Annotated in this window: 16 protein-coding genes; 11 read left to right on the forward strand and 5 right to left on the reverse strand. The window is 73.4% G+C overall.

The window, feature by feature from the left end; all coding sequences use genetic code 11:
• Positions 1–80: 80 nt before the first annotated feature.
• Positions 81–923 carry a hypothetical protein gene (locus I5Q34_RS13115; RefSeq protein ID WP_234428747.1) on the reverse strand — a complete coding sequence of 281 codons (843 nt, stop codon included), beginning with the start codon at positions 921–923 and terminating at the stop codon, positions 81–83.
• A gap of 54 nt (positions 924–977) precedes the next feature.
• Between I5Q34_RS13115 and I5Q34_RS13120 the strand changes: the two genes are divergently transcribed.
• From I5Q34_RS13120 to glmM, 4 genes are all read left to right on the forward strand, one after another.
• On the forward strand, positions 978–2597 hold the full coding sequence (locus I5Q34_RS13120) for an ABC-F family ATP-binding cassette domain-containing protein (RefSeq protein WP_199892351.1): 1620 nt from the start codon (positions 978–980) through the stop codon (positions 2595–2597).
• A 365-nt stretch (positions 2598–2962) separates the two neighbouring features.
• Entirely contained in the window at positions 2963–3409 is a 447-nt protein-coding gene (rplM, locus tag I5Q34_RS13125) for a 50S ribosomal protein L13 (protein ID WP_199892352.1), read from the forward strand.
• Positions 3410–3448: 39 nt separating this feature from the next.
• A complete protein-coding gene (rpsI, locus tag I5Q34_RS13130) occupies positions 3449–3952 on the forward strand; it encodes a 30S ribosomal protein S9 (protein ID WP_199892353.1) in 504 nt (167 codons plus the stop codon).
• Positions 3953–4181: 229 nt separating this feature from the next.
• On the forward strand, positions 4182–5540 hold the full coding sequence (glmM, locus tag I5Q34_RS13135; protein ID WP_199892354.1) for a phosphoglucosamine mutase: 1359 nt from the start codon (positions 4182–4184) through the stop codon (positions 5538–5540).
• Positions 5541–5699: 159 nt separating this feature from the next.
• Here the strand turns inward: glmM and coaA are convergent, their stop codons facing one another.
• Positions 5700–6689 (reverse strand): type I pantothenate kinase, encoded by a 990-nt coding sequence (gene coaA, locus I5Q34_RS13140; RefSeq protein WP_199892937.1) that lies wholly within the window; start codon positions 6687–6689, stop codon positions 5700–5702.
• A gap of 244 nt (positions 6690–6933) precedes the next feature.
• Between coaA and I5Q34_RS13145 the strand changes: the two genes are divergently transcribed.
• The 3 genes from I5Q34_RS13145 to I5Q34_RS13155 all read left to right on the forward strand — a co-directional run bounded on the left by I5Q34_RS13145 (position 6934) and on the right by I5Q34_RS13155 (position 9486).
• Entirely contained in the window at positions 6934–7188 is a 255-nt protein-coding gene (locus I5Q34_RS13145) for a hypothetical protein (protein ID WP_199892993.1), read from the forward strand.
• An 85-nt stretch (positions 7189–7273) separates the two neighbouring features.
• Positions 7274–9121, forward strand: coding sequence for a glutamine--fructose-6-phosphate transaminase (isomerizing) (glmS, locus tag I5Q34_RS13150; RefSeq protein WP_199892355.1), 1848 nt, complete (start codon positions 7274–7276; stop codon positions 9119–9121).
• On the forward strand, positions 9118–9486 hold the full coding sequence (locus tag I5Q34_RS13155; RefSeq protein ID WP_199892356.1) for a holo-ACP synthase: 369 nt from the start codon (positions 9118–9120) through the stop codon (positions 9484–9486). The genes glmS and I5Q34_RS13155 overlap by 4 nt, the downstream gene beginning before the upstream one ends.
• Positions 9487–9759: 273 nt before the next feature.
• Here the strand turns inward: I5Q34_RS13155 and I5Q34_RS13160 are convergent, their stop codons facing one another.
• Positions 9760–10881, reverse strand: a complete 1122-nt coding sequence (locus tag I5Q34_RS13160; protein WP_234428748.1) for an FAD-dependent monooxygenase — start codon at positions 10879–10881, stop codon at positions 9760–9762.
• A 147-nt stretch (positions 10882–11028) separates the two neighbouring features.
• Here I5Q34_RS13160 and I5Q34_RS13165 point away from each other — a divergent pair, with 147 nt between their 5' ends.
• The gene (locus I5Q34_RS13165) at positions 11029–11937 is read left to right on the forward strand and encodes a TetR/AcrR family transcriptional regulator C-terminal domain-containing protein (RefSeq protein ID WP_199892357.1); all 909 of its coding nucleotides are present in this window, start codon (positions 11029–11031) and stop codon (positions 11935–11937) included.
• A gap of 73 nt (positions 11938–12010) precedes the next feature.
• Complete coding sequence (locus I5Q34_RS35510) at positions 12011–15304, forward strand: serine protease (RefSeq protein ID WP_199892358.1); 3294 nt, start codon at positions 12011–12013, stop codon at positions 15302–15304.
• A 20-nt stretch (positions 15305–15324) separates the two neighbouring features.
• On the opposite strand, the gene I5Q34_RS13175 is transcribed toward I5Q34_RS35510, so the two are convergent.
• Both I5Q34_RS13175 and I5Q34_RS13180 read right to left on the reverse strand, forming a co-directional pair.
• Complete coding sequence (locus tag I5Q34_RS13175) at positions 15325–15903, reverse strand: Uma2 family endonuclease (protein WP_199892359.1); 579 nt, start codon at positions 15901–15903, stop codon at positions 15325–15327.
• Positions 15904–16244: 341 nt separating this feature from the next.
• Positions 16245–17678, reverse strand: a complete 1434-nt coding sequence (locus tag I5Q34_RS13180; RefSeq protein ID WP_199892360.1) for an NAD(P)H-hydrate dehydratase — start codon at positions 17676–17678, stop codon at positions 16245–16247.
• Between the two features lie 67 nt (positions 17679–17745).
• On the opposite strand from I5Q34_RS13180, the gene alr reads away from it, so the two are divergent.
• Positions 17746–18897: an alanine racemase gene (alr, locus tag I5Q34_RS13185; protein ID WP_199892361.1), complete on the forward strand. Its 1152-nt coding sequence runs from the start codon at positions 17746–17748 to the stop codon at positions 18895–18897.
• Positions 18894–19976, forward strand: coding sequence for an alpha/beta fold hydrolase (locus tag I5Q34_RS13190; protein ID WP_199892362.1), 1083 nt, complete (start codon positions 18894–18896; stop codon positions 19974–19976). Before alr ends, I5Q34_RS13190 begins: the two co-directional genes overlap by 4 nt.
• Positions 19977–19979 lie beyond the last annotated feature (3 nt).

A 19979-nucleotide genomic window follows, 5' to 3' on the forward strand; every position in this document is an offset into this window, starting at 1 on the left:
GTCGTGGCCGGTCGCGCCCACGCGGCGGAGCCGCACGGCGAAAGGGCCCCGCGCCGCGCGGCGGGATTCGCCCGGCCCGCTCAGCGCGGTGTGGCCAGGGCCCCCGATGCCGCCGCCCGGCCGCGGGCCAGGATCCGGCCGAAGGCGTACGTCGAGATGTCCCGGCCGGCGGTGAGCGCCTTGGTGTCGTCGCCGGTGACCGGCTTGTTGCCGGCGTACCCGGCGACCGTGAAGTACGCGTAGCGGCCCTCGGCGTTGGCGGTCATCCGGCAGGCCGTCGCCCGGCAGAAGCCGGGGCTCTTCCCGCCGGTCAGGGCGGCGATGTTGCCCGTGGACCGGTCCTTGGCCCGGTCCGCCGCGGCCTTGGTGTCGAAGACGGCGACGCCGACGGTGACGGCCACGCCGTCGCGCACATAGGTGGCCCGCAGCACCTGGCGGCAGCCGTTCTCCGCGAGGACGGAGCCGAGGCCGCCCTGCGTCACCGCGGCGCAGTCCGTGCCGGCCGAGGTGCCGGTCCGCTCGTACGCCCGGCCCGCGACGGCGGGTTTCGTCTCGGGGAACAGGGTGGCCGGGGTCAGCGGGGCCTTGTCCTTGTTCTTGTCGGATATGAAGTCGCGCGGGTCCAGCGGGGAGGGCGGGGCGACCGGGGCGAAGGTGGGTTCGGGGGAGGCGGGCGTTCCGCTCGCGGTGGGCCCGGCGGCGGTCTTCTTCGTCCCGCCCGCGTCCTTGTCGCTGGCCACGATCGCCGTCGCCACGATCGCCGCGACGCCGGCGGCGGCCAGGACGCCCCCGCCGATCAGCAGCAGCCTGCGCCGTCGCCGCCCGCGCGCCGCGGTGTCGTCCGCCAGCGCCGCCCAGTCCGGCGTCGCCGGCGCTTGCGGCGGCCCCCACGGCTGCTGTGGATCCCCCTGCCCAAAGCTCATGGGGCGCATCGTAATCGGGTTGGTCCGGGGTCCGGGAGGCGCCAGAATGCCGGTATGGGACACGTGGAAGCCGGTCATCTCGAGTACTGCCTGCCCGACGGCCGGCCGTTGCTCGGGGACGTTTCCTTCCGGGTCGGGGAGGGGGCCGCGGTCGCGCTGGTCGGGGCCAACGGGGCCGGGAAGACGACGCTGTTGCGGCTGATCGCGGGGGAGATCCAGCCGCACGGGGGGTCGGTCACGGTCAGCGGTGGGCTCGGGGTGATGCCGCAGTTCGTGGGGTCCGTACGGGACGGGCGGACGGTGCGGGATCTGCTGGTGTCGGTGGCGCCGCCGAGGATCCGGCAGGCCGCGGCCGCCGTGGACGCGGCCGAGCTCGCGATCATGGAGCGGGACGACGAGGCCGCGCAGATGGAATACGCCCAGGCCCTGTCCGACTGGGCCGAGGCGCGGGGGTACGAGGCCGAGACCGTGTGGGACATGTGCACGGTGGCCGCGCTCGGCGTCCCGTACGAGAAGGCACAGTGGCGGCAGGTGCGCACCCTCTCCGGGGGCGAGCAGAAGCGGCTCGTCCTGGAGTCGCTGCTGCGCGGCACGGACGAAGTGCTGCTGCTCGACGAGCCGGACAACTATCTGGACGTTCCCGGCAAGCGGTGGCTGGAGGAGCGGCTGCGGGAGACGAAGAAGACCGTGCTGTTCGTCAGCCATGACAGAGAGCTGCTGGCCCGGGCGGCCGAGAAGATCCTCAGCGTGGAGCCGGGGCCGGCCGGCAGCGACGTGTGGGTGCACGGCAGCGGCTTCGGCACGTACCACCAGGCGCGCAAGGAGCGGTTCGCGCGCTTCGAGGAGCTGCGGCGGCGCTGGGACGAGCAGCATGCCCAGCTGAAGAAGCTGGTGTTCACCCTCAAGCAGAAGGCGGCGTTCAACGACGGCCTGGCCTCGCGCTACCAGGCCGCGCAGACCCGGCTGCGCAAGTTCGAGGAGGCCGGGCCGCCGCAGGAGCCGCCGCGGGAGCAGGACATCCGGATGCGGCTGCGGGGCGGGCGGACCGGGGTGCGGGCCGTGACCTGCCAGGGGCTGGAGCTCACCGGGCTGATGCGCCCCTTCGACCTGGAGGTCTTCTACGGGGAGCGGGTCGCGGTCCTGGGGTCGAACGGCTCGGGGAAGTCGCACTTCCTGCGGCTGCTGGCCGGCGAGGGCGTGGCGCACACGGGGGCGTGGAAGCTGGGGGCGCGGGTCGTGCCCGGGCACTTCGCGCAGACCCACGCCCACCCGGAGCTGCTGGGCCGCACCCTCGTCGACATCCTGTGGACGGAGCACGCCAAGGACCGGGGCGGGGCGATGTCCGCGTTGCGGCGCTACGAGCTGGAGCGCCAGGGCGACCAGCCCTTCGACCGGCTCTCCGGCGGGCAGCAGGCGCGCTTCCAGATCCTGCTGCTGGAGCTGGCCGGCACGACGGCCCTGCTGCTCGACGAGCCCACGGACAACCTGGACCTGGAGAGCGCCGAGGCGCTCCAGGAGGGGCTGGAGGCGTACCAGGGGACGGTGCTGGCGGTGACGCACGACCGCTGGTTCGCGCGTTCGTTCGATCGGTTCCTGGTCTTCGGGGCGGACGGGGTCGTGCGGGAGGCGTCCGAGCCGGTGTGGGACGAGGCCAGGGTGGCGCGGAAGCGGTGACGGCGTGCGGCGGGGACCCCTGTGGCGGGGTTCCGGCCGGCCGGGGGGTGTCTCCCGGGAGGGTGCGGCGGGGCGGATGGAGTGGCCGGGGAGGCGGCGGAGCCGGTGTGGGACGAGGGCCGGGTGATCCGGAAGCGGTAGGGTGCCCGGCCAGGTTTTGACCCCGCCGGTGGGCGCCCGGTACTCTGTGGGTTCGTTATGCGTATTGGCTTGGTCGTTCTCACGCGAGGGGCCCTTACGCTTGTCCGCCAGGTCGGTTGCCGGCGGTCGGCACACGGGTTGCGTCCCCGGAGTGCGGCCATCCCCGCGTGATCGTCCATAGCGGACCGTGTCAGGACCCACTCAAAGAAGCGAAGGCTACGACCGTGCGTACGTACAGCCCCAAGCCCGGCGATGTCACGCGCCAGTGGCACATCATCGACGCGCAGGACGTCGTCCTGGGCCGTCTGGCCTCTCAGGCTGCCTCCCTGCTCCGCGGCAAGCACAAGCCCGTGTACGCGCCGCACATGGACATGGGTGACTTCGTCGTCATCATCAACGCCGACAAGGTGCACCTGTCCGGCAACAAGAAGACCCAGAAGATGGCGTACCGCCACTCTGGCTTCCCGGGTGGTCTGCGCTCCGTCCGTTACGACGAGCTGCTCGACAAGAACCCCGAGAAGGCCGTCGAGAAGGCGATCAAGGGCATGCTGCCCAAGAACTCCCTCGGCCGTCAGATGCTCACGAAGCTGAAGGTCTACTCGGGCGACCAGCACCCGCACGCTGCCCAGCAGCCGGTGCCGTTCGAGATCACCCAGGTCAAGCAGGGCTAAGTCCCGGCCACCGCCGAACCAGAAAGTCTGAGGAGAATCGTGGCTGAGACCACCGCCGAGATGCCGGTCGAGGGCGTCGAGGAGTACACCACCGAGACCGAGGTCGTTGAGTCGGAGTACACCTCCGAGTCCCTCGCGTCCCGCTTCGGCGACCCGCAGCCGGCCGCCGGCCTGGGCCGTCGCAAGAACGCCATTGCCCGCGTCCGGATCGTTCCGGGCTCCGGCAAGTGGAAGATCAACGGTCGCACCCTTGAGGACTACTTCCCCAACAAGGTGCACCAGCAGGAAGTCAACGAGCCCTTCAAGGTGCTCGAGCTCGACGGCCGCTACGACGTCATCGCCCGCATCGCGGGTGGCGGCGTCTCCGGCCAGGCCGGCGCCCTGCGCCTGGGCGTGGCCCGCGCGCTGAACGAGGCGGACGTGGACAACAACCGCGGCGCCCTGAAGAAGGCCGGCTTCCTCAAGCGCGACGACCGTGCGGTCGAGCGCAAGAAGGCCGGTCTGAAGAAGGCCCGCAAGGCCCCGCAGTACAGCAAGCGCTAATCCGGCGGTTCGCTGCTACTGCTCGAACGCCCCGGCGGCACGGATCGTGCCGCCGGGGCGTTCGGCTATTGCGTCCGGCGCCATGGGCGCCCGCGCCTCCGGGCGTATTGGGGCGTATACCTGGAGGCAATGCCCCGGACCGGGAACCGAAACCTCCAGCAGCTCGACACCTCTATGCACAAGGGGGCTCCCCCGGGCCCCGTACTCCCGCGTTTTTCGGAGGACACCAGTGGGACGACTCTTCGGTACGGACGGTGTGCGCGGTGTCGCCAACGCCGACCTCACGGCCGAGCTGGCGCTCGGTCTGTCGGTCGCGGCGGCGCACGTGCTCGCCGAGGCGGGTACGTTCGAGGGCCATCGGCCGGTGGCGGTGGTGGGCCGCGATCCGCGGGCGTCCGGGGAGTTCCTGGAGGCCGCCGTGGTGGCGGGCCTGGCCAGCGCCGGCGTGGACGTGCTGCGGGTCGGCGTGCTGCCGACCCCGGCCGTCGCCTACCTGACCGGCGCGCTCGGCGCCGACCTCGGCGTGATGCTCTCCGCGAGCCACAACGCGATGCCCGACAACGGCATCAAGTTCTTCGCCCGGGGCGGGCACAAGCTCGCCGACGAGCTGGAGGACCGCATCGAGCGGACGTACCGGGCGCACTCCACCGGCGAGCCCTGGGACCGGCCCACCGGGGCCGGCGTCGGCCGCGTCCGCGACTACGACCAGGGCTTCGACAACTACGTCGCCCACCTGATCGGCGTGCTGCCGAACCGGCTGGACGGGCTGAAGGTCGTCATCGACGGGGCGCACGGCGCCGCGTCCCGCGTCTCGCCCGAGGCGTTCTCGCGGGCCGGGGCCGAGGTCGTCACGATCGGGACCGAGCCGGACGGGCTCAACATCAACCACGAGTGCGGCTCCACGCACCTGGACAAGCTGCGTGCCGCGGTCGTCGAGCACGGTGCCGACCTGGGCGTCGCCCACGACGGTGACGCGGACCGCTGCCTCGCGGTGGACGCGACCGGCGCGGAGGTCGACGGCGACCAGATCCTCGCCGTGCTCGCGCTCGCGATGCGCGAGGCGGGGACGCTGCGGAAGAACACGGTCGTCGCGACCGTGATGTCCAACCTCGGCTTCAAGCTCGCCATGGAGCGGGAGGGCGTCTCGCTCGTCCAGACGGCGGTCGGTGACCGGTACGTGCTGGAGGAGATGAAGGCGAACGGCTTCGCGCTGGGTGGTGAGCAGTCCGGGCACGTGATCGTGCTCGACCACGCGACGACCGGGGACGGCACGCTCACCGGCCTGATGCTGGCCGCGCGCGTCGCCGCGACCGGGCGGCCGCTGCGGGAGCTGGCGGGCGTGATGGAGCGGCTGCCGCAGGTGCTCATCAACGTGCGCGACGTGGACAAGACGCGGGTCGGCTCGTCGCAGGAGCTGGCGGAGGCGGTCACGGACGCGGAGCGGGAGCTGGGGGCCACGGGGCGGGTGCTGCTCCGGTCCTCCGGGACCGAGCCGTTGGTCCGGGTGATGGTGGAGGCCGCTGATATCGAGCAGGCTCGGGCTGTCGCGCAGCGGCTGGCCGACGTGGTCAAGTCGGCGCTGGGGTAAGGGGGTCGTCCCCTGGGGGTTTTCTCCCCGCCCCGCCCTTTCTCCGTTTCTCGCGCGCTCCGCGCGGGGGCAACGCGGCTGCGCCGCGTTCGTCCTCAAACGCCGGACGGGCTGGATTGTGCGCTCGGGCACGAATTCAGCCCGTCCGGCGTCGTGTTGTCACAGCTTCCGCAGCGACAAGCGCTGCACCTTGTGGTCCGGGCCCTTGCGGATGATCAGGTTCGAGCGGCCCCTCGTGGGGGCCACGTTCTCCAGCAGGTTCGGCTTGTTGATCGTGCGCCAGTTGCGGCGCGCGAAGTCCAGGGCCTCCTCCTCCGAGACCTCCGTGTAGCGGCGGAAGTACGAGTCGGGGTCCTGGAAGGCCGTCTTCCGCAGCTTCTTGAAGCGCGAGTAGTACCAGCGCTCGATGTCCTCGGCCCGCGCGTCCACGTAGATGCTGAAGTCGAAGAAGTCCGCCAGGCCCACCCGCGTGCGCCCGTCCCCGCCCGGCAGGGCCGGCTGCAGGACGTTGAGGCCCTCGATGATCAGGATGTCCGGGCGGTGCACGGTCAGCCGCTCGTCCGGCACGATGTCGTAGATCAGGTGCGAGTAGACGGGCGCGGTGACCTCGTCCTTGCCGGCCTTCACGTCCGCGACGAAGCGGGTGAGCGCCCGCCGGTCGTACGACTCCGGGAAGCCCTTGCGGGACATCAGGCCGCGCCGGTGCAGCTCCGCGTTGGGCAGCAGGAAGCCGTCCGTGGTGACCAGCTCGACGCGCGGGTGCTCGGGCCAGCGGGCCAGCAGGGCGCGCAGCAGCCGGGCCGTGGTCGACTTGCCGACGGCGACGCTGCCGGCGACGCCGATGACGAAGGGGGTGCCGCGCTGGGCCCCCTTCTCGCCCAGGAAGGTGTTCAGCGCGCCGCGCAGCTGCCCGGTGGCGCCCACGTAGAGGTTGAGCAGCCGGGACAGCGGCAGGTAGACGTCCCGGACCTCGTCCAGGTCGATGACGTCGCCGAGGCCCCGCAGACGCTCGACCTCCTCCGCCGTCAGGGACAGAGGGGTGTTCTCGCGGAGCGCGCTCCACTCGGCCCGCGTCAGGTCGACGAAGGGCGAGGAGTCTGCGCGGCGTCGTTGCTGCGACGGCTCTGAGGTGGTCGGCACGGGGCCCATTGTGCGCGGGAGACGCATCGAGGTCACTGTGGGGTATGGGGTCGGGTGGTTCGGGTGGGGTGTATGGGGCACGTGTAGGGGAGTCGTCGGGCGTCGGTGCGGTGCCTGGGCGGTGTCCGGACGGTGTCTGTAGAGGGGCACCGGTCGCGCGCGGGTGAAGTTCCCGCCGGAACCCTGTACCTACTCGCGGGTCAGGAATACGGTCCCAGCCTCCGGCAGCCCGGCATCCTGCGAGGAACCCCCCGTGTTCGTTCTCCGGCTCGTCCTCAGGCTCATCAGGAAGACCGTCCGCCACGCGGCGCGGCCGTCCGGACCCGGCGCGTCGAGCGCCGACGACATCCTCGCCGAGTTGGGCGACGACCTGCCCGACGAGGACCTCGGACAGGACCTCGGGGACTGCCTCGACCAGTACCACCTGGGCAGCAAGCCGCGCTGCGAGGAGGTCGAGTACCTGGAGCTCGTCCAGGACGCCATCGACCGCATCGAGCGCGGTCGTTGACGGGCACTGACGGTCGTTGACGGGCATTGACGGGCGTTGGGCATTGGGCCCACGGCGCCGGGCCCGGGGCCGTACGCTGCACTCCATGTGCGGAATCGTTGGCTATGTGGGAGGGCAGTCCGCCCTCGACGTCGTGTTGGCGGGACTGAAGCGGCTGGAGTACCGCGGCTATGACTCGGCAGGGGTCGCGGTGCTGGCCGACGGCGGGCTCGCCGCCGCGAAGAAGGCGGGCAAGCTCGCCAACCTGGAGAAGGAACTCGGCGACCGGCCGCTGCCGTCCGGCCCGACCGGCATCGGCCACACGCGCTGGGCCACCCACGGCGCCCCCAACGACGTCAACGCCCATCCGCACCTCGACAACCCGGGCCGGGTCGCCGTCGTCCACAACGGCATCATCGAGAACTTCGCCGCCCTGCGCGCCGAGCTGGCCGAGCGCGGGCACGACCTCGCCTCCGACACGGACACCGAGGTCGTCGCCCACCTGCTGTCCGAGTCCTTCTCCTCCTGCGGCGACCTCGCCGAGGCCATGCGGCAGGTGTGCCGCCTGCTGGAGGGCGCGTTCACGCTCGTCGCGGTGCACGCCGACGACCCCGACGTGGTCGTCGGGGCCCGCCGCAACTCCCCGCTGGTGGTCGGCCTCGGCGACGGCGAGGCGTTCCTCGCCTCCGACGTCGCCGCCTTCATCGCCCACACCCGCGAGGCGGTCGAACTCGGCCAGGACCAGGTCGTCGAGCTGCGTCGGGACGGGGTGACCGTCACGGACTTCACGGGCGCGCCGGCGGACGTCCGGGCGTACCACGTCGACTGGGACGCCTCGGCCGCCGAGAAGGGCGGCTACGCGTCCTTCATGCTCAAGGAGATCGCCGAGCAGCCGAAGGCCGTCGCCGACACCCTGCTCGGGCGCATCGACGCCGTCGGGCAGTTGACGCTGGACGAGGTCCGCATCCCGGCGTCCGTGCTGCGGGAGGCCGACAAGGTCGTCATCGTCGCCTGCGGCACGGCGTACCACGCGGGGATGATCGCCAAGTACGCGATCGAGCACTGGACCCGGATCCCCTGCGAGACCGAGCTCGCCAGCGAGTTCCGCTACCGGGACCCGATCCTGGACCAGCGGACGCTGGTGATCGCCATCTCGCAGTCCGGCGAGACGATGGACACGCTGATGGCGCTGCGGCACGCGCGGGAGCAGGGCGCGAAGGTGCTCGCCATCTGCAACACGAACGGCTCGACGATTCCGCGGGAGTCGGACGCCGTGCTCTACACGCACGCCGGGCCCGAGGTCGCCGTCGCCTCGACGAAGGCGTTCCTGACCCAGCTGGTGGCCTGCTACCTGGTCGCCCTGTATCTCGGGCAGGTGCGCGGTACGAAGTGGGGCGACGAGGTCGGGTCGGTGATCCGCGAGCTGTCGGAGATCGGCACCCAGGTGGAGGAGGTGCTGGGGACCATGGAGCCCGTGCGGGAGCTGGCGCGTTCGCTCGCCGGCGCCGGGACGGTCCTCTTCCTCGGGCGGCACGTCGGCTATCCCGTCGCGCTGGAGGGCGCGCTCAAGCTCAAGGAGCTGGCGTACATGCACGCCGAGGGGTTCGCGGCGGGCGAGCTCAAGCACGGGCCGATCGCGCTGATCGAGCAGGGCCTGCCGGTCGTGGTGGTCGTGCCGTCGCCGCGCGGGCGGTCCGTGCTGCACGACAAGATCGTCTCCAACATCCAGGAGATCCGGGCGCGCGGGGCGCGGACGATCGTGATCGCGGAGCGGGGGGACGAGGTGGTGCGTCCGTACGCGGACCATCTGGTGGAGATCCCCGCGACGCCGGTGCTGCTGCAACCGCTGGTCGCCACCGTGCCGTTGCAGGTGTTCGCCTGCGAACTGGCCACGGCCCGGGGGAACGAGGTCGACCAGCCGCGCAACCTCGCGAAGTCGGTGACCGTCGAATGATCGTCGGAGTCGGTATCGACGTCGCGGAGATCGAGCGCTTCGACGCGGCGTTGCGGCGGACGCCGCAGATGGCGGAGCGGCTGTTCGTGGAGCGGGAGTTGCACCTGCCGAGCGGGGAGCGGCGGGGCATCGCGTCGCTGGCGGCGCGGTTCGCGGCGAAGGAGGCGTTGGCGAAGGCGCTGGGCGCGCCGCCGGGGCTGCTGTGGACGGACGCGGAGGTGGTGACCGGGGAGGGGGGCCGGCCGGGGCTGGTGGTGACGGGCACGGTGGCGGCGTGTGCGGAGCGGTTGGGGGTGCGGTCGTGGCATGTGTCGCTCAGCCATGACGCGGGGGTGGCTTCGGCGGTGGTGATCGCGGAGGGGTAGGGGTTCCTGTTCGGTGGGGGGGGGGCCGCGGGGGGGGGGGGGGGGCGGGGCCGGGCGCGCCCCGCGCGCCCCCCCCCCCCCCCCCCCCCCCCGCACCCCCCCCCCCCCCCCCCCCCGCCCCCCCCCCCCCCCCCCCCGCTACGCCCCCTGCGCCACCAGGGGGGGGGGGGGGGGGGGGGCGCGCCCCCCCCCCCCCCCCCCCCCCCCGCCCCGGGGGGGGGGGGGGGGGGGGGGGGGGGGCCGGGGGGGCGCCCCCCCCCCCCCCCCCACCCCCTACGCCCCCTCCACCCCCAACTCCATCGCCCACTTCGCCCGCTCCACCGACTCCTCCGACGCCGGCGCTCCCGGGTTCTCCGTCGCCAGGGCCTGGTTGGCCGTGACGAACGGGCGCATCCGGCGTTCGTACGCCGCGAAGCCCGCCGCGTGGTCCCCGTCCGCCCGGCCCAGTTCCTCCGCCAGGACGTACGCGCCCACCAGCGCCATGCTCGTCCCCTGCCCGCTCAGCGGCGTGCCGCAGTAGCCCGCGTCGCCGAGCAGCGCGACCCGGCCGTCCGACCAACGGTCCATCCGCACCTGGGCCATGGCCGAGAAGTGGAAGTCCGGCGCGTCCGCGAGCGCCTTGAGCATCGGCGCCGTCTGCCAGCCGCAGCGTTCCATCCACTCGGCGACCAGGTGCCGCTGGGCGGCCGTGTCGCGGTGGTCGATGCCGAGCGGGCCGGCCTCGAAGCCGAAGGTGACGCGCAACTCCCGGTTCTCGCGGGCCGGATAGACGACGTACCCGATGGCCTCGTCCCGCACGACCAGCTCCCAGTCCTCCAGCCGGAGGAAGTTGTCCGCGCCGAACACCGCGAGGTGCGAGCCGAGATGGCTCAGGAACTCCTCGTGCGGGCCGAACGCGAGGCGGCGCACGTTCGAGTAGAGGCCGTCCGCGCCGATCACCAGGTCGAACTCGCGGGCGGGCCCGCGCTCGAAGGTGACGCGGACGCCGGTCTCCGTCTCCTCCAGCGCGGTGATGCTGTCGTCGTGGACGTACTCGGCCTCGTCGGCGGTCAGTTCGTACAGGAAGCGCACCAGGTCCTCGCGGAGGATCTCGACGTCGTCGCCGTCGAGCCGCCCGCTGCTGAGGACGAACTCCGTGCTGCGGTGGAGCTCGTTGCCCGCGCCATCGAGGACGGACATGCCCCGCAGCCGCGTCCGGGCGGCGCGCACCCGCTCCAGCAGGCCCATGCGCTCGACGGCCTCCAGGGCGACGCCGCGGATGTCGACCGCCTGGCCGCCGGGGCGGATGCCGGGAGCGCGCTCGACGACCGTGGGCGCGAAGCCGTGCCGGCGCAGCCAGTGGGCGAGGGCGGGGCCGGCGAGGCCGGCGCCGGAGACGAGTACGGACATGGTCATGGGCTGGTCCCCCCGTTTCGTACGGTGTACGTGCTGTACTGCCATAAATGTACATCGTACGTACAGGCTTGCCAACCGCCTTCCCGGGAGCCCCGCGGCAGGCCCGTGCTAGCTTCTGTTCTAGTACAGGATGTTCAAGGAGGAACCGTGACCGCGCCGCCCTACCTGCGGATCGCCGACGACATCCGGCGCCGCATCGCCGCCGGCGACCTCGCCCCCGGCGACCGGGTCCCCTCGACCCGCCGCATCGCCCGGGACTGGGGCGTCGCCCTGGCCACCGCCGCGCGGGCGCTCACCACGCTCCAGCAGGAGGGGCTGATCCAGGCCCGCCCCCGGGTCGGCAGCGTCGTCGCCCCGCGCGAGCCGGCCGCGCCCGCGGCCGACCGCGACCTGACGCGCGAGCGCATCGTGCGCGCCGCCGTCGAGATCGCGGACGCGGAAGGGCTGGGCGCGCTGTCCATGCGGGGCGTCGCGGCGCGGCTGGGGGTGGCCACGATGTCGCCGTACCGCTACGTCGACGGCAAGGACGCCCTCGTCCTGCTGATGGCCGACGCGGCGTTCGGTGAGATGTCCTTCCCCGAGGCCGCGCCGGACGGCTGGCGGCCCCGCCTGGAACTGGCCGCGCGCACGCTGTGGTCCCTCTACCGCGGGCACCCCTGGCTGGCCCATCTCGGCCCGGTCACCCGCCCGTTGGCCCTGCCGAACGTGATCGCCTACGGCGACTGGCTGCTGGCCGCCCTGGAGGGCCTCGGCCTCGACGTCCGCACCCGCTTCGACCTGCACGTCCTGCTCTACAGCCACGTCGTCGGCCTGGCCGCCCACCTGGAGGGCGAACGCCGGGCGGAGGCGGCGACCGGGCTCACGGACGACGAGTGGATGGACCGCCACGCGGCCGACTTCGCGGCGCTGGCGGCGTCCGGCCGCTATCCGGCCTTCACCAAGGTGATCGGGGAGCTGGAGTCGGTGGGCGGGTACGACCTGCGGCTGGACGAGCTGTTCGAGTTCGGGCTGCAGCGGCTGCTGGACGGGATCGCGGTGCGCCTCGGGGAGCTGTGATCCTGCCGGAGCGGGGTCCAACTCCCGCGCCGTGGCCGTACTCTGGCGTCTCGGGCGGAGGCAGGGGGTAGTGATGCACCCGGCGAAGGAACGGATAGCGGCGGTCTTCGGGCGCGTGCAGGGCAGCGGCTACCTGCTGACGCCCGGTGTCGTGCTCACCGCGGCCCACGTGGTGGGGGAGTGCGCCACGCCGCGGGTGATCGTCCCCGGCGGGGCGGGGCCCGTCCCCTGCCGGGTGGCGTGGGCGCGCGACGACGCGCGGCGGTGCGACACCGCGCTGCTCGTCGCGGACCGGGGCGTCGTGCCGGACGAGGTCGCGGCCGGGTTCGAACCGCTCGTCTGGGGACGGGCGTACGACCTGCGGGCCTGGCCCGGCGCGCAGGCCATCGGCTATCCGCAGGTGCAGCGCGACGGGTACGGGGAGCTGGACACCGAACAGCTCGTCGGCACGCTCAAGCCCGGCAGCGGCCTGCTCGGCGGCCGGTACGTCCTGGACTGCGGGGGCGGCGCGCCCGAGCCGCCGGCCGGCGGCGGCTCGCCATGGGCGGGGATGTCCGGCGCGGCGGTCTTCGTGGACGGGCTGCTGGCCGGCGTCGTGGACGCGGATCCGGGCGGCTGGCGGCACGGGCGGCTGACGGTGACGCCGTCGGCGGCGCTCTGGTCCGACTTCGGGTTCCTGAAGGAGTGCCTGCTGGCCGGGCACAAACCGGAGTCGCGGTCGCTGGCCTCGGCGCGGCAGCTCGAAATCGAGGAGTTCGAGCGGCGGTTGCGCGACTACACCGTGCGGCGGGCCGGCGAGCTGACCATCATCGGGCTGACGCTCTCGGACGGCAGCGGCGAGACGTGGCCGCTGGAGGTGGCGTACCTGAGCCTGGAGCTGACGGGCGGGTCCCGCGAGGGGCCGGGGCCCGCGCCCCGGCGGGTCGAGGAGGCCCTCGCCGGACAGAAGCGCGTCCTGCTCCGGGGCGCGGCCGGCTCCGGCAAGACCACGCTGCTCCAGTGGCTCGCCACGGTCACGGCCAGGGGTGAACTGCCCCCGGGGCTCGGCCACTTGAGCGGCTGCTTCCCGCTGACCCTGCCGTTGCGGACGCTGGTGCGCGAGGGCGGCCTCCCGGGGCCCGAGGAGTTCCTGGCGACGGTCGCCGGTCCGCTGGCCGGGCTGCCCGGGGCGCGGGGGTGGGTGACCCGGCGGCTGTCCGAGGGGACGGCCCTGCTGCTGATCGACGGCGTGGACGAGGTCCCGGAGGCGGACCGCCGCCGCACGCTGGCCTGGGTGAAGGACCTGCTCGCCGCCTACCCCGAGGCCCGCTACGTGATCACCACCCGGCCGTCCGCGGTCCGCGAGGGCTGGCTGTCGGAGCTGGGCTTCACGGAGCTGGAACTGCTCCCGATGAGCCGGGGCGACGTCCTCGCCTTCATCGAGCGCTGGCACGCGGCGGCGGGGGCCGCGGCGGACGAGCGGCTGCGCGGCTTCCGGGACGCGCTGGGCGCGGCCGTCGTCCAGAAGCGGGACCTGGGCCGGCTGGCCACGAATCCGTTGATGTGCGCGCTGATCTGCGCGCTCAACCGCTCCCGGCGGGGGTATCTGCCGCACGGCCGGATGGAGTTGTACCGCGCCGCGCTCGATCTCCTGCTGGTCCGGCGGGACCGGGAACGGGAGATCGCCGTCGGCCCGGAGGGCCCGGAGCTGGAACAGGCCCAGCTCGCCCTCCTCCAGAAGATCGCCTACTGGCTGATCCGCAACGGCCGTTCGGAGATCGAGTGGCACCGGGCCGTGGAGATCCTGGAACGGGCGCTCCCGGCGATGCCGGCGGTGGCGGCGCGGGGCAGCGCCGAGGAGATCCTGCGGCACCTCGTGCTGCGCAGCGGCCTGCTGCGCCGCCCGACGGACGGGACGCTGGACTTCGTCCACCGCACCTTCCAGGACTACCTGGGCGCCCGGGCGGCGGTGGACGACTGGGACTTCGACCTGCTGGTGAAGAACGCGCACGATCCGCAGTGGGAGGACGTGCTGCGCATGGCCGTCGGCCACGCACCGCCGCGGGCCCGGGCGGAGATGCTGGACAAGCTGCTGGCCCGGGGCGACGCGGAGGAGCCCCACCGGCACCGGTTGCACTTACTGGCCGCGGCCTGCCTGGAGCACGCGACGGAGGTCGAGCCGGACATACGGACCCGGGTCGAGCGGGCGGCGTCCGAGCTCGTACCGCCGCGGGACGTGGAGTCGGCGAAGGCGCTCGCGGAGGCGGGCGGCGTCGTCCTGGACCTGCTCCCGGGCCCGGAGGGCCTGCTGGACGAGGTCGCGCACGCGGTGGTCGTGACGGCCACGGCGGTGGGGGACGACCGGGCGGTCCCGCTGCTGGCGCGGTACGCGACGCACCCGTCGCGGGAGGTGCGGGCGCAACTGGCGTGGGCCTGGGACAAGTTCGACACGGAGCAGTACGCGGACGCGGTGGTCGGCAGTCTGACGTACGAGGACGGGCTGGCGTTCGTGGCGAAGAGCGGTGCGCATTTGCGGGCGCTGAGGGCATTGGGCGGGCGGCCGGTGGTGTGGTGCCGGGAGAGTGCGGCAACCGAGGAGTTGCGAGAGGCGGTGACGCCGACCCTGAGGGAACTGTGGGTCCGAGGAAGCGGGCGTCACGTCGATTTGGCCCCGGGCTCCGGGGAGTTCGTCGATCTACGCGGCCTCGAGAACTGTCCGTCTCTTCAGTCGCTACGGATCACGGCTGCGAGAGGTGTGACTCACTTGGGGGCGCTGGATCCCGACGCTCTGGAGGAACTGCGGCTCTCACTGAAGGAGCGACCGGACCAGGTGGCAGCTCTGTCGCGCATGTCACGCCTCCGGTCCCTGCACATCGACTGGCCTCGGCAGGGCGACGACGACTGGAGGCTGGAATTGCCCTCAGGGCTCGAAGAGTTGGCGCTCGGGCTTATGGCGTCGGCAACCTGGAGTCCGGGCGCACTGCAGCTGAGGCACCATCCCTCGCTTTGCAAACTGGTATTCGACGACAGTTACTTCCGGGAAAGGGCGGAGCTGGCTACGCTCCAGGAGCTGCGCACGCTGGGAAATACCGTGCGGGACAGGGAATTCATTGACGAGGCGGAACCTTTGCCGCAGGTACGTCACCTCTCCTTGCGTATGGGGAACTGTTTTGATTTGACCGGCCTTCCCTCGGTCTTCCCGAACCTCGAGGCATTGACCATCCGAACCTTTGGAGGGGCGTCGGGAGTGCTGGATCTCGGCTTCCTGAGGGACCTCGAGAACGTGGATGTGTGCATTCGGCACCTCGGCCCCCTGCGCAATGAGCATCTGCTGTCGGATCGGCATGAGGTGATCGGGGTCAACCTCCAGGGTCATCAATCTGATTGACTGCCCGGGACGGGTGTTTATTACCTGTAGCGGCGCAGCTCGCTCGTGTCGAGGGTCCACTCGCCAATGGCGATCTTGTCGCCGAAGGCGTACGGGGCCGTTCCCTCGTAGACGGGCACGCCGTCGTGAGACCCGATGTGCCAGTGGTGAACGCATGCGCCGGTGCGCGGATCCACGATCAAGTAGTGCGGTACACCCATGGCGGGGTAGTCACGCATCTTGCCCTCGTAGTCGTTCTCCGGATTGGACGGAGAGACGATCTCGACCAGGAGGCGGACGGTGTGCGGATCGATGCCCCGGGCGTCTTCTTCGCTCGTGTCGGCGTCGAAGGCGGCCTCGGGGACGACGAGAACGTCCGGGCGGCGGAGCTTGCCGAGCGAGACCTCCTCGACGTCCCCGAGGTTCACGGCGACCAAGTCTCCCGTGAGCTGGGAATCGAGCTGACGGCGGATGCGCAGGGCATTCAGGTCATGGGCCCGGGAAGGGCTCATCATCATGATGATTTGCCCGCCGCTGATCTCCGGCGGGGCGAACCCCGGCGGAGGGACGAGCCCGTCCCGGTACTCGCGAAGATGCCGGTAGACCTCAGCAAGGCTCATGGGGTCAGTCTATTGGCAACCGCTCCGCAGGCGGCCTTCGCGAGACGTCGGTTCAGCTCGGCATCCAGTTGTGCGGCCTCGTCCGGGCTGGGGTCGTAGCCGTTCCATTCGTGTGGCAACAGACCGGCGTCCACGGTCTGTTCAGTGCGATCTCTCCCCCCGCAGGGAGTCTTCCGGCCAGCCGGATGAGGTAGTCGCCCAGCGACATGCCCTCTGCGGCGGCGGCCGTGGCGAGGCGATCGCGTACTTCGGCGGGGACGCGGATGACGGCATCGGCCATACGAGAGGCTCCCTCCACTCTGTGCCGAGGCTACGGCGCCGTACACACCTCCGTCCGAGGATCAGCCGACCGCCACGTCCCGCCACACCCCCCGCACCCCCTCCGCCACCCCCATCGCCGTCAGCGGCGCCGCGCCCAGCGAGCGGGCCGCGAGGCCGTGCAGGTAGGCCGCCGCCGCCGCCGCGTCCATGCCCCGCAGGCCCGCTGCCAGCAGGGCGCCCGCCAGGCCGCTCAGGACGTCGCCGCTGCCGGCCGTCGCCAGCCAGCCGGTGCCGGTGGGGTTGACGCGGACGGGGGAGCCCGAGGCGTCCGCGATCAGGGTGGTCGAGCCCTTCAGGAGGGCCGTCACGCCGTAGCGGGCCGCCAGGGTGCGGACCGAGGCGAGGCGGGAGGACTCGACCTCCTCGCGCGTCAGGCCGAGGAGCGCGGCCGCCTCGCCCGCGTGGGGGGTGAGGACGGTCCCGGCGCGGCGGGCGCGGAGGGTGTCGGGGGAGAGGAGGCGCAGGGCGTCGGCGTCCAGCAGCGCCGGGACGTCGGAGGCGAGGACGTCGTCCAGGGCGCGGCGGGCCGCGGGGTCGTCGCCGAGGCCGGGGCCCACGACCCAGGACTGGACGCGGCCCGCGGCGGACGGGGGACCGGCCGTCACCAGCGTCTCGGGGAAGCGGGCGATCACCGCGTCCGCCGCGGGACCCGTGTAGCGGACCGCGCCCGCGCCGCCGTGCAGGGCGCCCGCGACGGCCATGACGGCCGCGCCGGGGTAGCGGGCGGACCCGGCGACGATGCCGACGACGCCGCGGCGGTACTTGTCGCTCTCGGCGGCGGGGCGGGGGAGGAGGCGGGCGACATCGGCGTGTTGCAGGGCCTCGACGTCGGGGACGGAGGGGAGGTTCAGGCCGATGTCGACGAGGTGAGGGGCGCCCGCGTGCTCGCGCGCCGGGTCGATCAGCAGGCCGGGCTTGTACGCCCCGAAGGTGACCGTCGCGTCGGCCCGGACCGCGTCCCCCCGGACCTCGCCCGTGTCCGCGTCCACCCCGCTCGGCAGGTCCACGGCGACCACGAGGGCGCCCTCCGCCGCGCGCACCAGCGGCAGCGCCTCCGGGCGCAGGCCGCCCGTGCCGCCGATGCCGACGATGCCGTCCATAACGAGGTCGGCCCGTTCGACGGCCGGTACGCCCGCCGTGGCGGGCACCGCCCGGCCGCCGGCGGCGCGCAGTGCGCGCAGGCCGCCCGCGTGCGTGCGCTCCGGCGCGAGGAGCACGGCGGTCACGCCGGCGCCCCGCCGGGCCAGGCGCGCCCCGGCGAAGAGGGCGTCGCCGCCGTTGTCGCCGCTGCCGACCAGGAGCGCGACCCGCGCCCCGTACACCCGGCCCAGCAGGCCGGCGCAGGCGGCGGCGAGTCCGGCCGCGGCGCGCTGCATCAGCGCGCCCTCGGGGAGTTCGGCCATGAGCGCGCGCTCGGCGGCCCTTACGGTTCCGACGCTGAAACCAGTTCTCATGGTTCCCAGTCTCCCCACGGCCACCGGGGCCGCACTCCCGGCCCCCGGGCCTGAGACACTGGCGGGGATGAACGAGACACCGATGCGCGCCCGTGCCGTGGTCGATCTGGCCGCGCTGCGGGCCAACGTGCGCGCGCTGCGGGCCCGTGCCCCCAAGGCGCAGCTGATGGCAGTGGTCAAGGCGGACGCGTACGGGCACGGGGCGGTGCCCTGCGCGCGGGCGGCGCGGCAGGCCGGTGCCACGTGGGTCGGCACGGCCACGCCGGAGGAGGCGCTGGCGCTGCGGGCGGCCGGTGACACGGGCCGGCTGATGTGCTGGCTGTGGACGCCGGGCGGGCCGTTCCGGGAGGCCGTCGCGGCGGACGTCGACATCGCGGTGAGCGGGCTGTGGGCCCTGGAGGAGGTGCTGGCGGCGGTCCGCGCCGCCGGCCGCCCCGCCCGCGTCCAGCTCAAGATCGACACCGGTCTGGGGCGCAACGGCTGCGCGCCCGCCGACTGGGAGAAGCTGGTGGCCGCCGCCCGCGAGGCGGAGGAGGCGGGCAGCCTGCGCGTCACCGGCATCTGGTCGCACTTCGCCTGCGCCGACGAGCCCGGCCACCCCTCGATCCCCGCGCAGCTGGCCGTCTTCCGGGACGCCGTGGCGTACGCCGAGGCCCAGGGCCTCACCCCGGAGGTGCGGCACCACGCCAACTCGCCGGCCACCCTGACCCTGCCGGAGTCCCACTTCGACCTGGTGCGCACCGGCGTCGCGATGTACGGGATATCGCCGAGCCCGGAGATCGGCACCTCCGCCGAGCTGGGGCTGCGGCCGGTGATGACGTTGACCGCGTCCCTCGCGTCGGTGAAGCGGGTGCCGGCCGGCCACGGCGTCTCGTACGGGCACCTGTACACGACGCCGGCCGAGACGACGCTCGCGCTGGTCCCGCTGGGCTACGCGGACGGCATCCCGCGCGCGGCCTCCGGCACCGGCCCGGTGCTGGTCGCGGGCAAGCGGCGGACGGTGGCGGGCCGGGTCGCGATGGACCAGTTCGTGGTCGACCTGGGCGACGACACGGCCGCCGTCGGCGACGAGGCGGTCCTCTTCGGCCCCGGCGACCGGGGCGAGCCGACCGCCGAGGACTGGGCGGAGGCGACCGGGACCATCGCCTACGAGGTGATCACGCGCATCACCGGGCGGGTGCCCCGCGTGTACGTGGACGAAGGGGACGCCGGCGCATGACCGAGTCCGGGCGGCTGCGCGGTGCGGGCCTGGCCGGCGCGGCGGTGGGTCTCCTGGCCGCCGGAGCGGCGGCGGGCGTCGCCGTGGAGCGGCTCACGGTCGGGCGCGGCATGCGCCACCGGGCCCGGCTCGCGCTGGACGCGACGGGCCCGTACGGGACGCTGCGCGGCACGCCGGGGACGGCGGTCGCGGAGGACGGCACCGAGCTCTACTACGAGGTGGACGAGGGGGCGCCGGACCTCACCGTCATCCTCAGCCACGGCTACTGCCTCGGCCAGGACTCCTGGCACTTCCAGCGCGCGGCCCTGCGCGCCGCCGGCGTCCGCGCCGTCTACTGGGACCAGCGCAGCCACGGCCGCTCCGGGCGGGGGCGTACGGCGCCGCCCTCCATCGACCTGCTGGGGCGCGACCTGGCGGCGGTGATCGACGCCGCCGCGCCCGAGGGGCCGCTGGTGCTGGTGGGGCACTCGATGGGCGGCATGACGCAGATGGCGCTGGCCGGCCAGTTCCCCGGGCTGATCGCGGAGCGCGTCGTCGGCGCCGCCTTCGTCGGCACGTCCTCGGGGAAGCTCGCGGAGCTGACCTTCGGGCTGCCGGCCGCGGGGATGAGCGTGGTGCGGCGCGTCCTGCCGGGCGCGTTCCGGCTGATGACCGACCGCACGGAGCTGGTCGAGAAGGGCCGCCGGCTCGGCTCCGACCTGCTCTCCGGCGTCTACCGGCGCTACTCGTTCGGCTCCCGGGACGTGGACCCGGCGGTCGCCCGCTTCGCGGAGCGGCTGCTGGAGGCGACGCCGGTGGACGTGGTCGCCGAGTTCTACCCGGCGTTCGTGGCGCACGAGAAGGCGGCGGCGCTGCGGGCCTTCCGCGGGCGCCCGACGCTGGTGCTCGCGGGGGAGAAGGACCTGGTCACGCCGAGCGGGCACAGCGAGGCGGTGGCAGCGGAGCTGCCGGAGGCCGAGCTGGTCGTCGTCCCCGGCGCGGGACACCTGGTGACGCTGGAGCGGCCGGACGTCGTCGACGAGCGGCTGGCCGCGCTGCTGGCCGCGGCCCGGGAGACCGCGCGCGCCCCGCGCGCCTAGGGC

Source organism: Streptomyces sp. AV19 (genome assembly GCF_015999245.1).
Classification (GTDB): Bacteria; Actinomycetota; Actinomycetes; order Streptomycetales; family Streptomycetaceae; genus Streptomyces.

Bases quoted from the DNA above. Each gene is read 5' to 3' on its own strand.
- I5Q34_RS13160 (WP_234428748.1), bottom strand. From the start codon at position 10,881: ATGACCATGTCCGTACTCGTCTCCGGCGCCGGCCTCGCCGGCCCCGCC.
- I5Q34_RS13175 (WP_199892359.1), bottom strand. From the start codon at position 15,903: ATGAGCCTTGCTGAGGTCTACCGGCATCTTCGCGAGTACCGGGACGGG.
- I5Q34_RS13115 (WP_234428747.1), bottom strand. From the start codon at position 923: ATGAGCTTTGGGCAGGGGGATCCACAGCAGCCGTGGGGGCCGCCGCAA.
- I5Q34_RS13120 (WP_199892351.1), top strand. From the start codon at position 978: ATGGGACACGTGGAAGCCGGTCATCTCGAGTACTGCCTGCCCGACGGC.
- I5Q34_RS13155 (WP_199892356.1), top strand. From the start codon at position 9,118: ATGATCGTCGGAGTCGGTATCGACGTCGCGGAGATCGAGCGCTTCGAC.
- coaA (WP_199892937.1), bottom strand. From the start codon at position 6,689: ATGGGCCCCGTGCCGACCACCTCAGAGCCGTCGCAGCAACGACGCCGC.
- I5Q34_RS35510 (WP_199892358.1), top strand. From the start codon at position 12,011: ATGCACCCGGCGAAGGAACGGATAGCGGCGGTCTTCGGGCGCGTGCAG.
- glmS (WP_199892355.1), top strand. From the start codon at position 7,274: ATGTGCGGAATCGTTGGCTATGTGGGAGGGCAGTCCGCCCTCGACGTC.
- I5Q34_RS13190 (WP_199892362.1), top strand. From the start codon at position 18,894: ATGACCGAGTCCGGGCGGCTGCGCGGTGCGGGCCTGGCCGGCGCGGCG.
- alr (WP_199892361.1), top strand. From the start codon at position 17,746: ATGAACGAGACACCGATGCGCGCCCGTGCCGTGGTCGATCTGGCCGCG.
- I5Q34_RS13180 (WP_199892360.1), bottom strand. From the start codon at position 17,678: ATGAGAACTGGTTTCAGCGTCGGAACCGTAAGGGCCGCCGAGCGCGCG.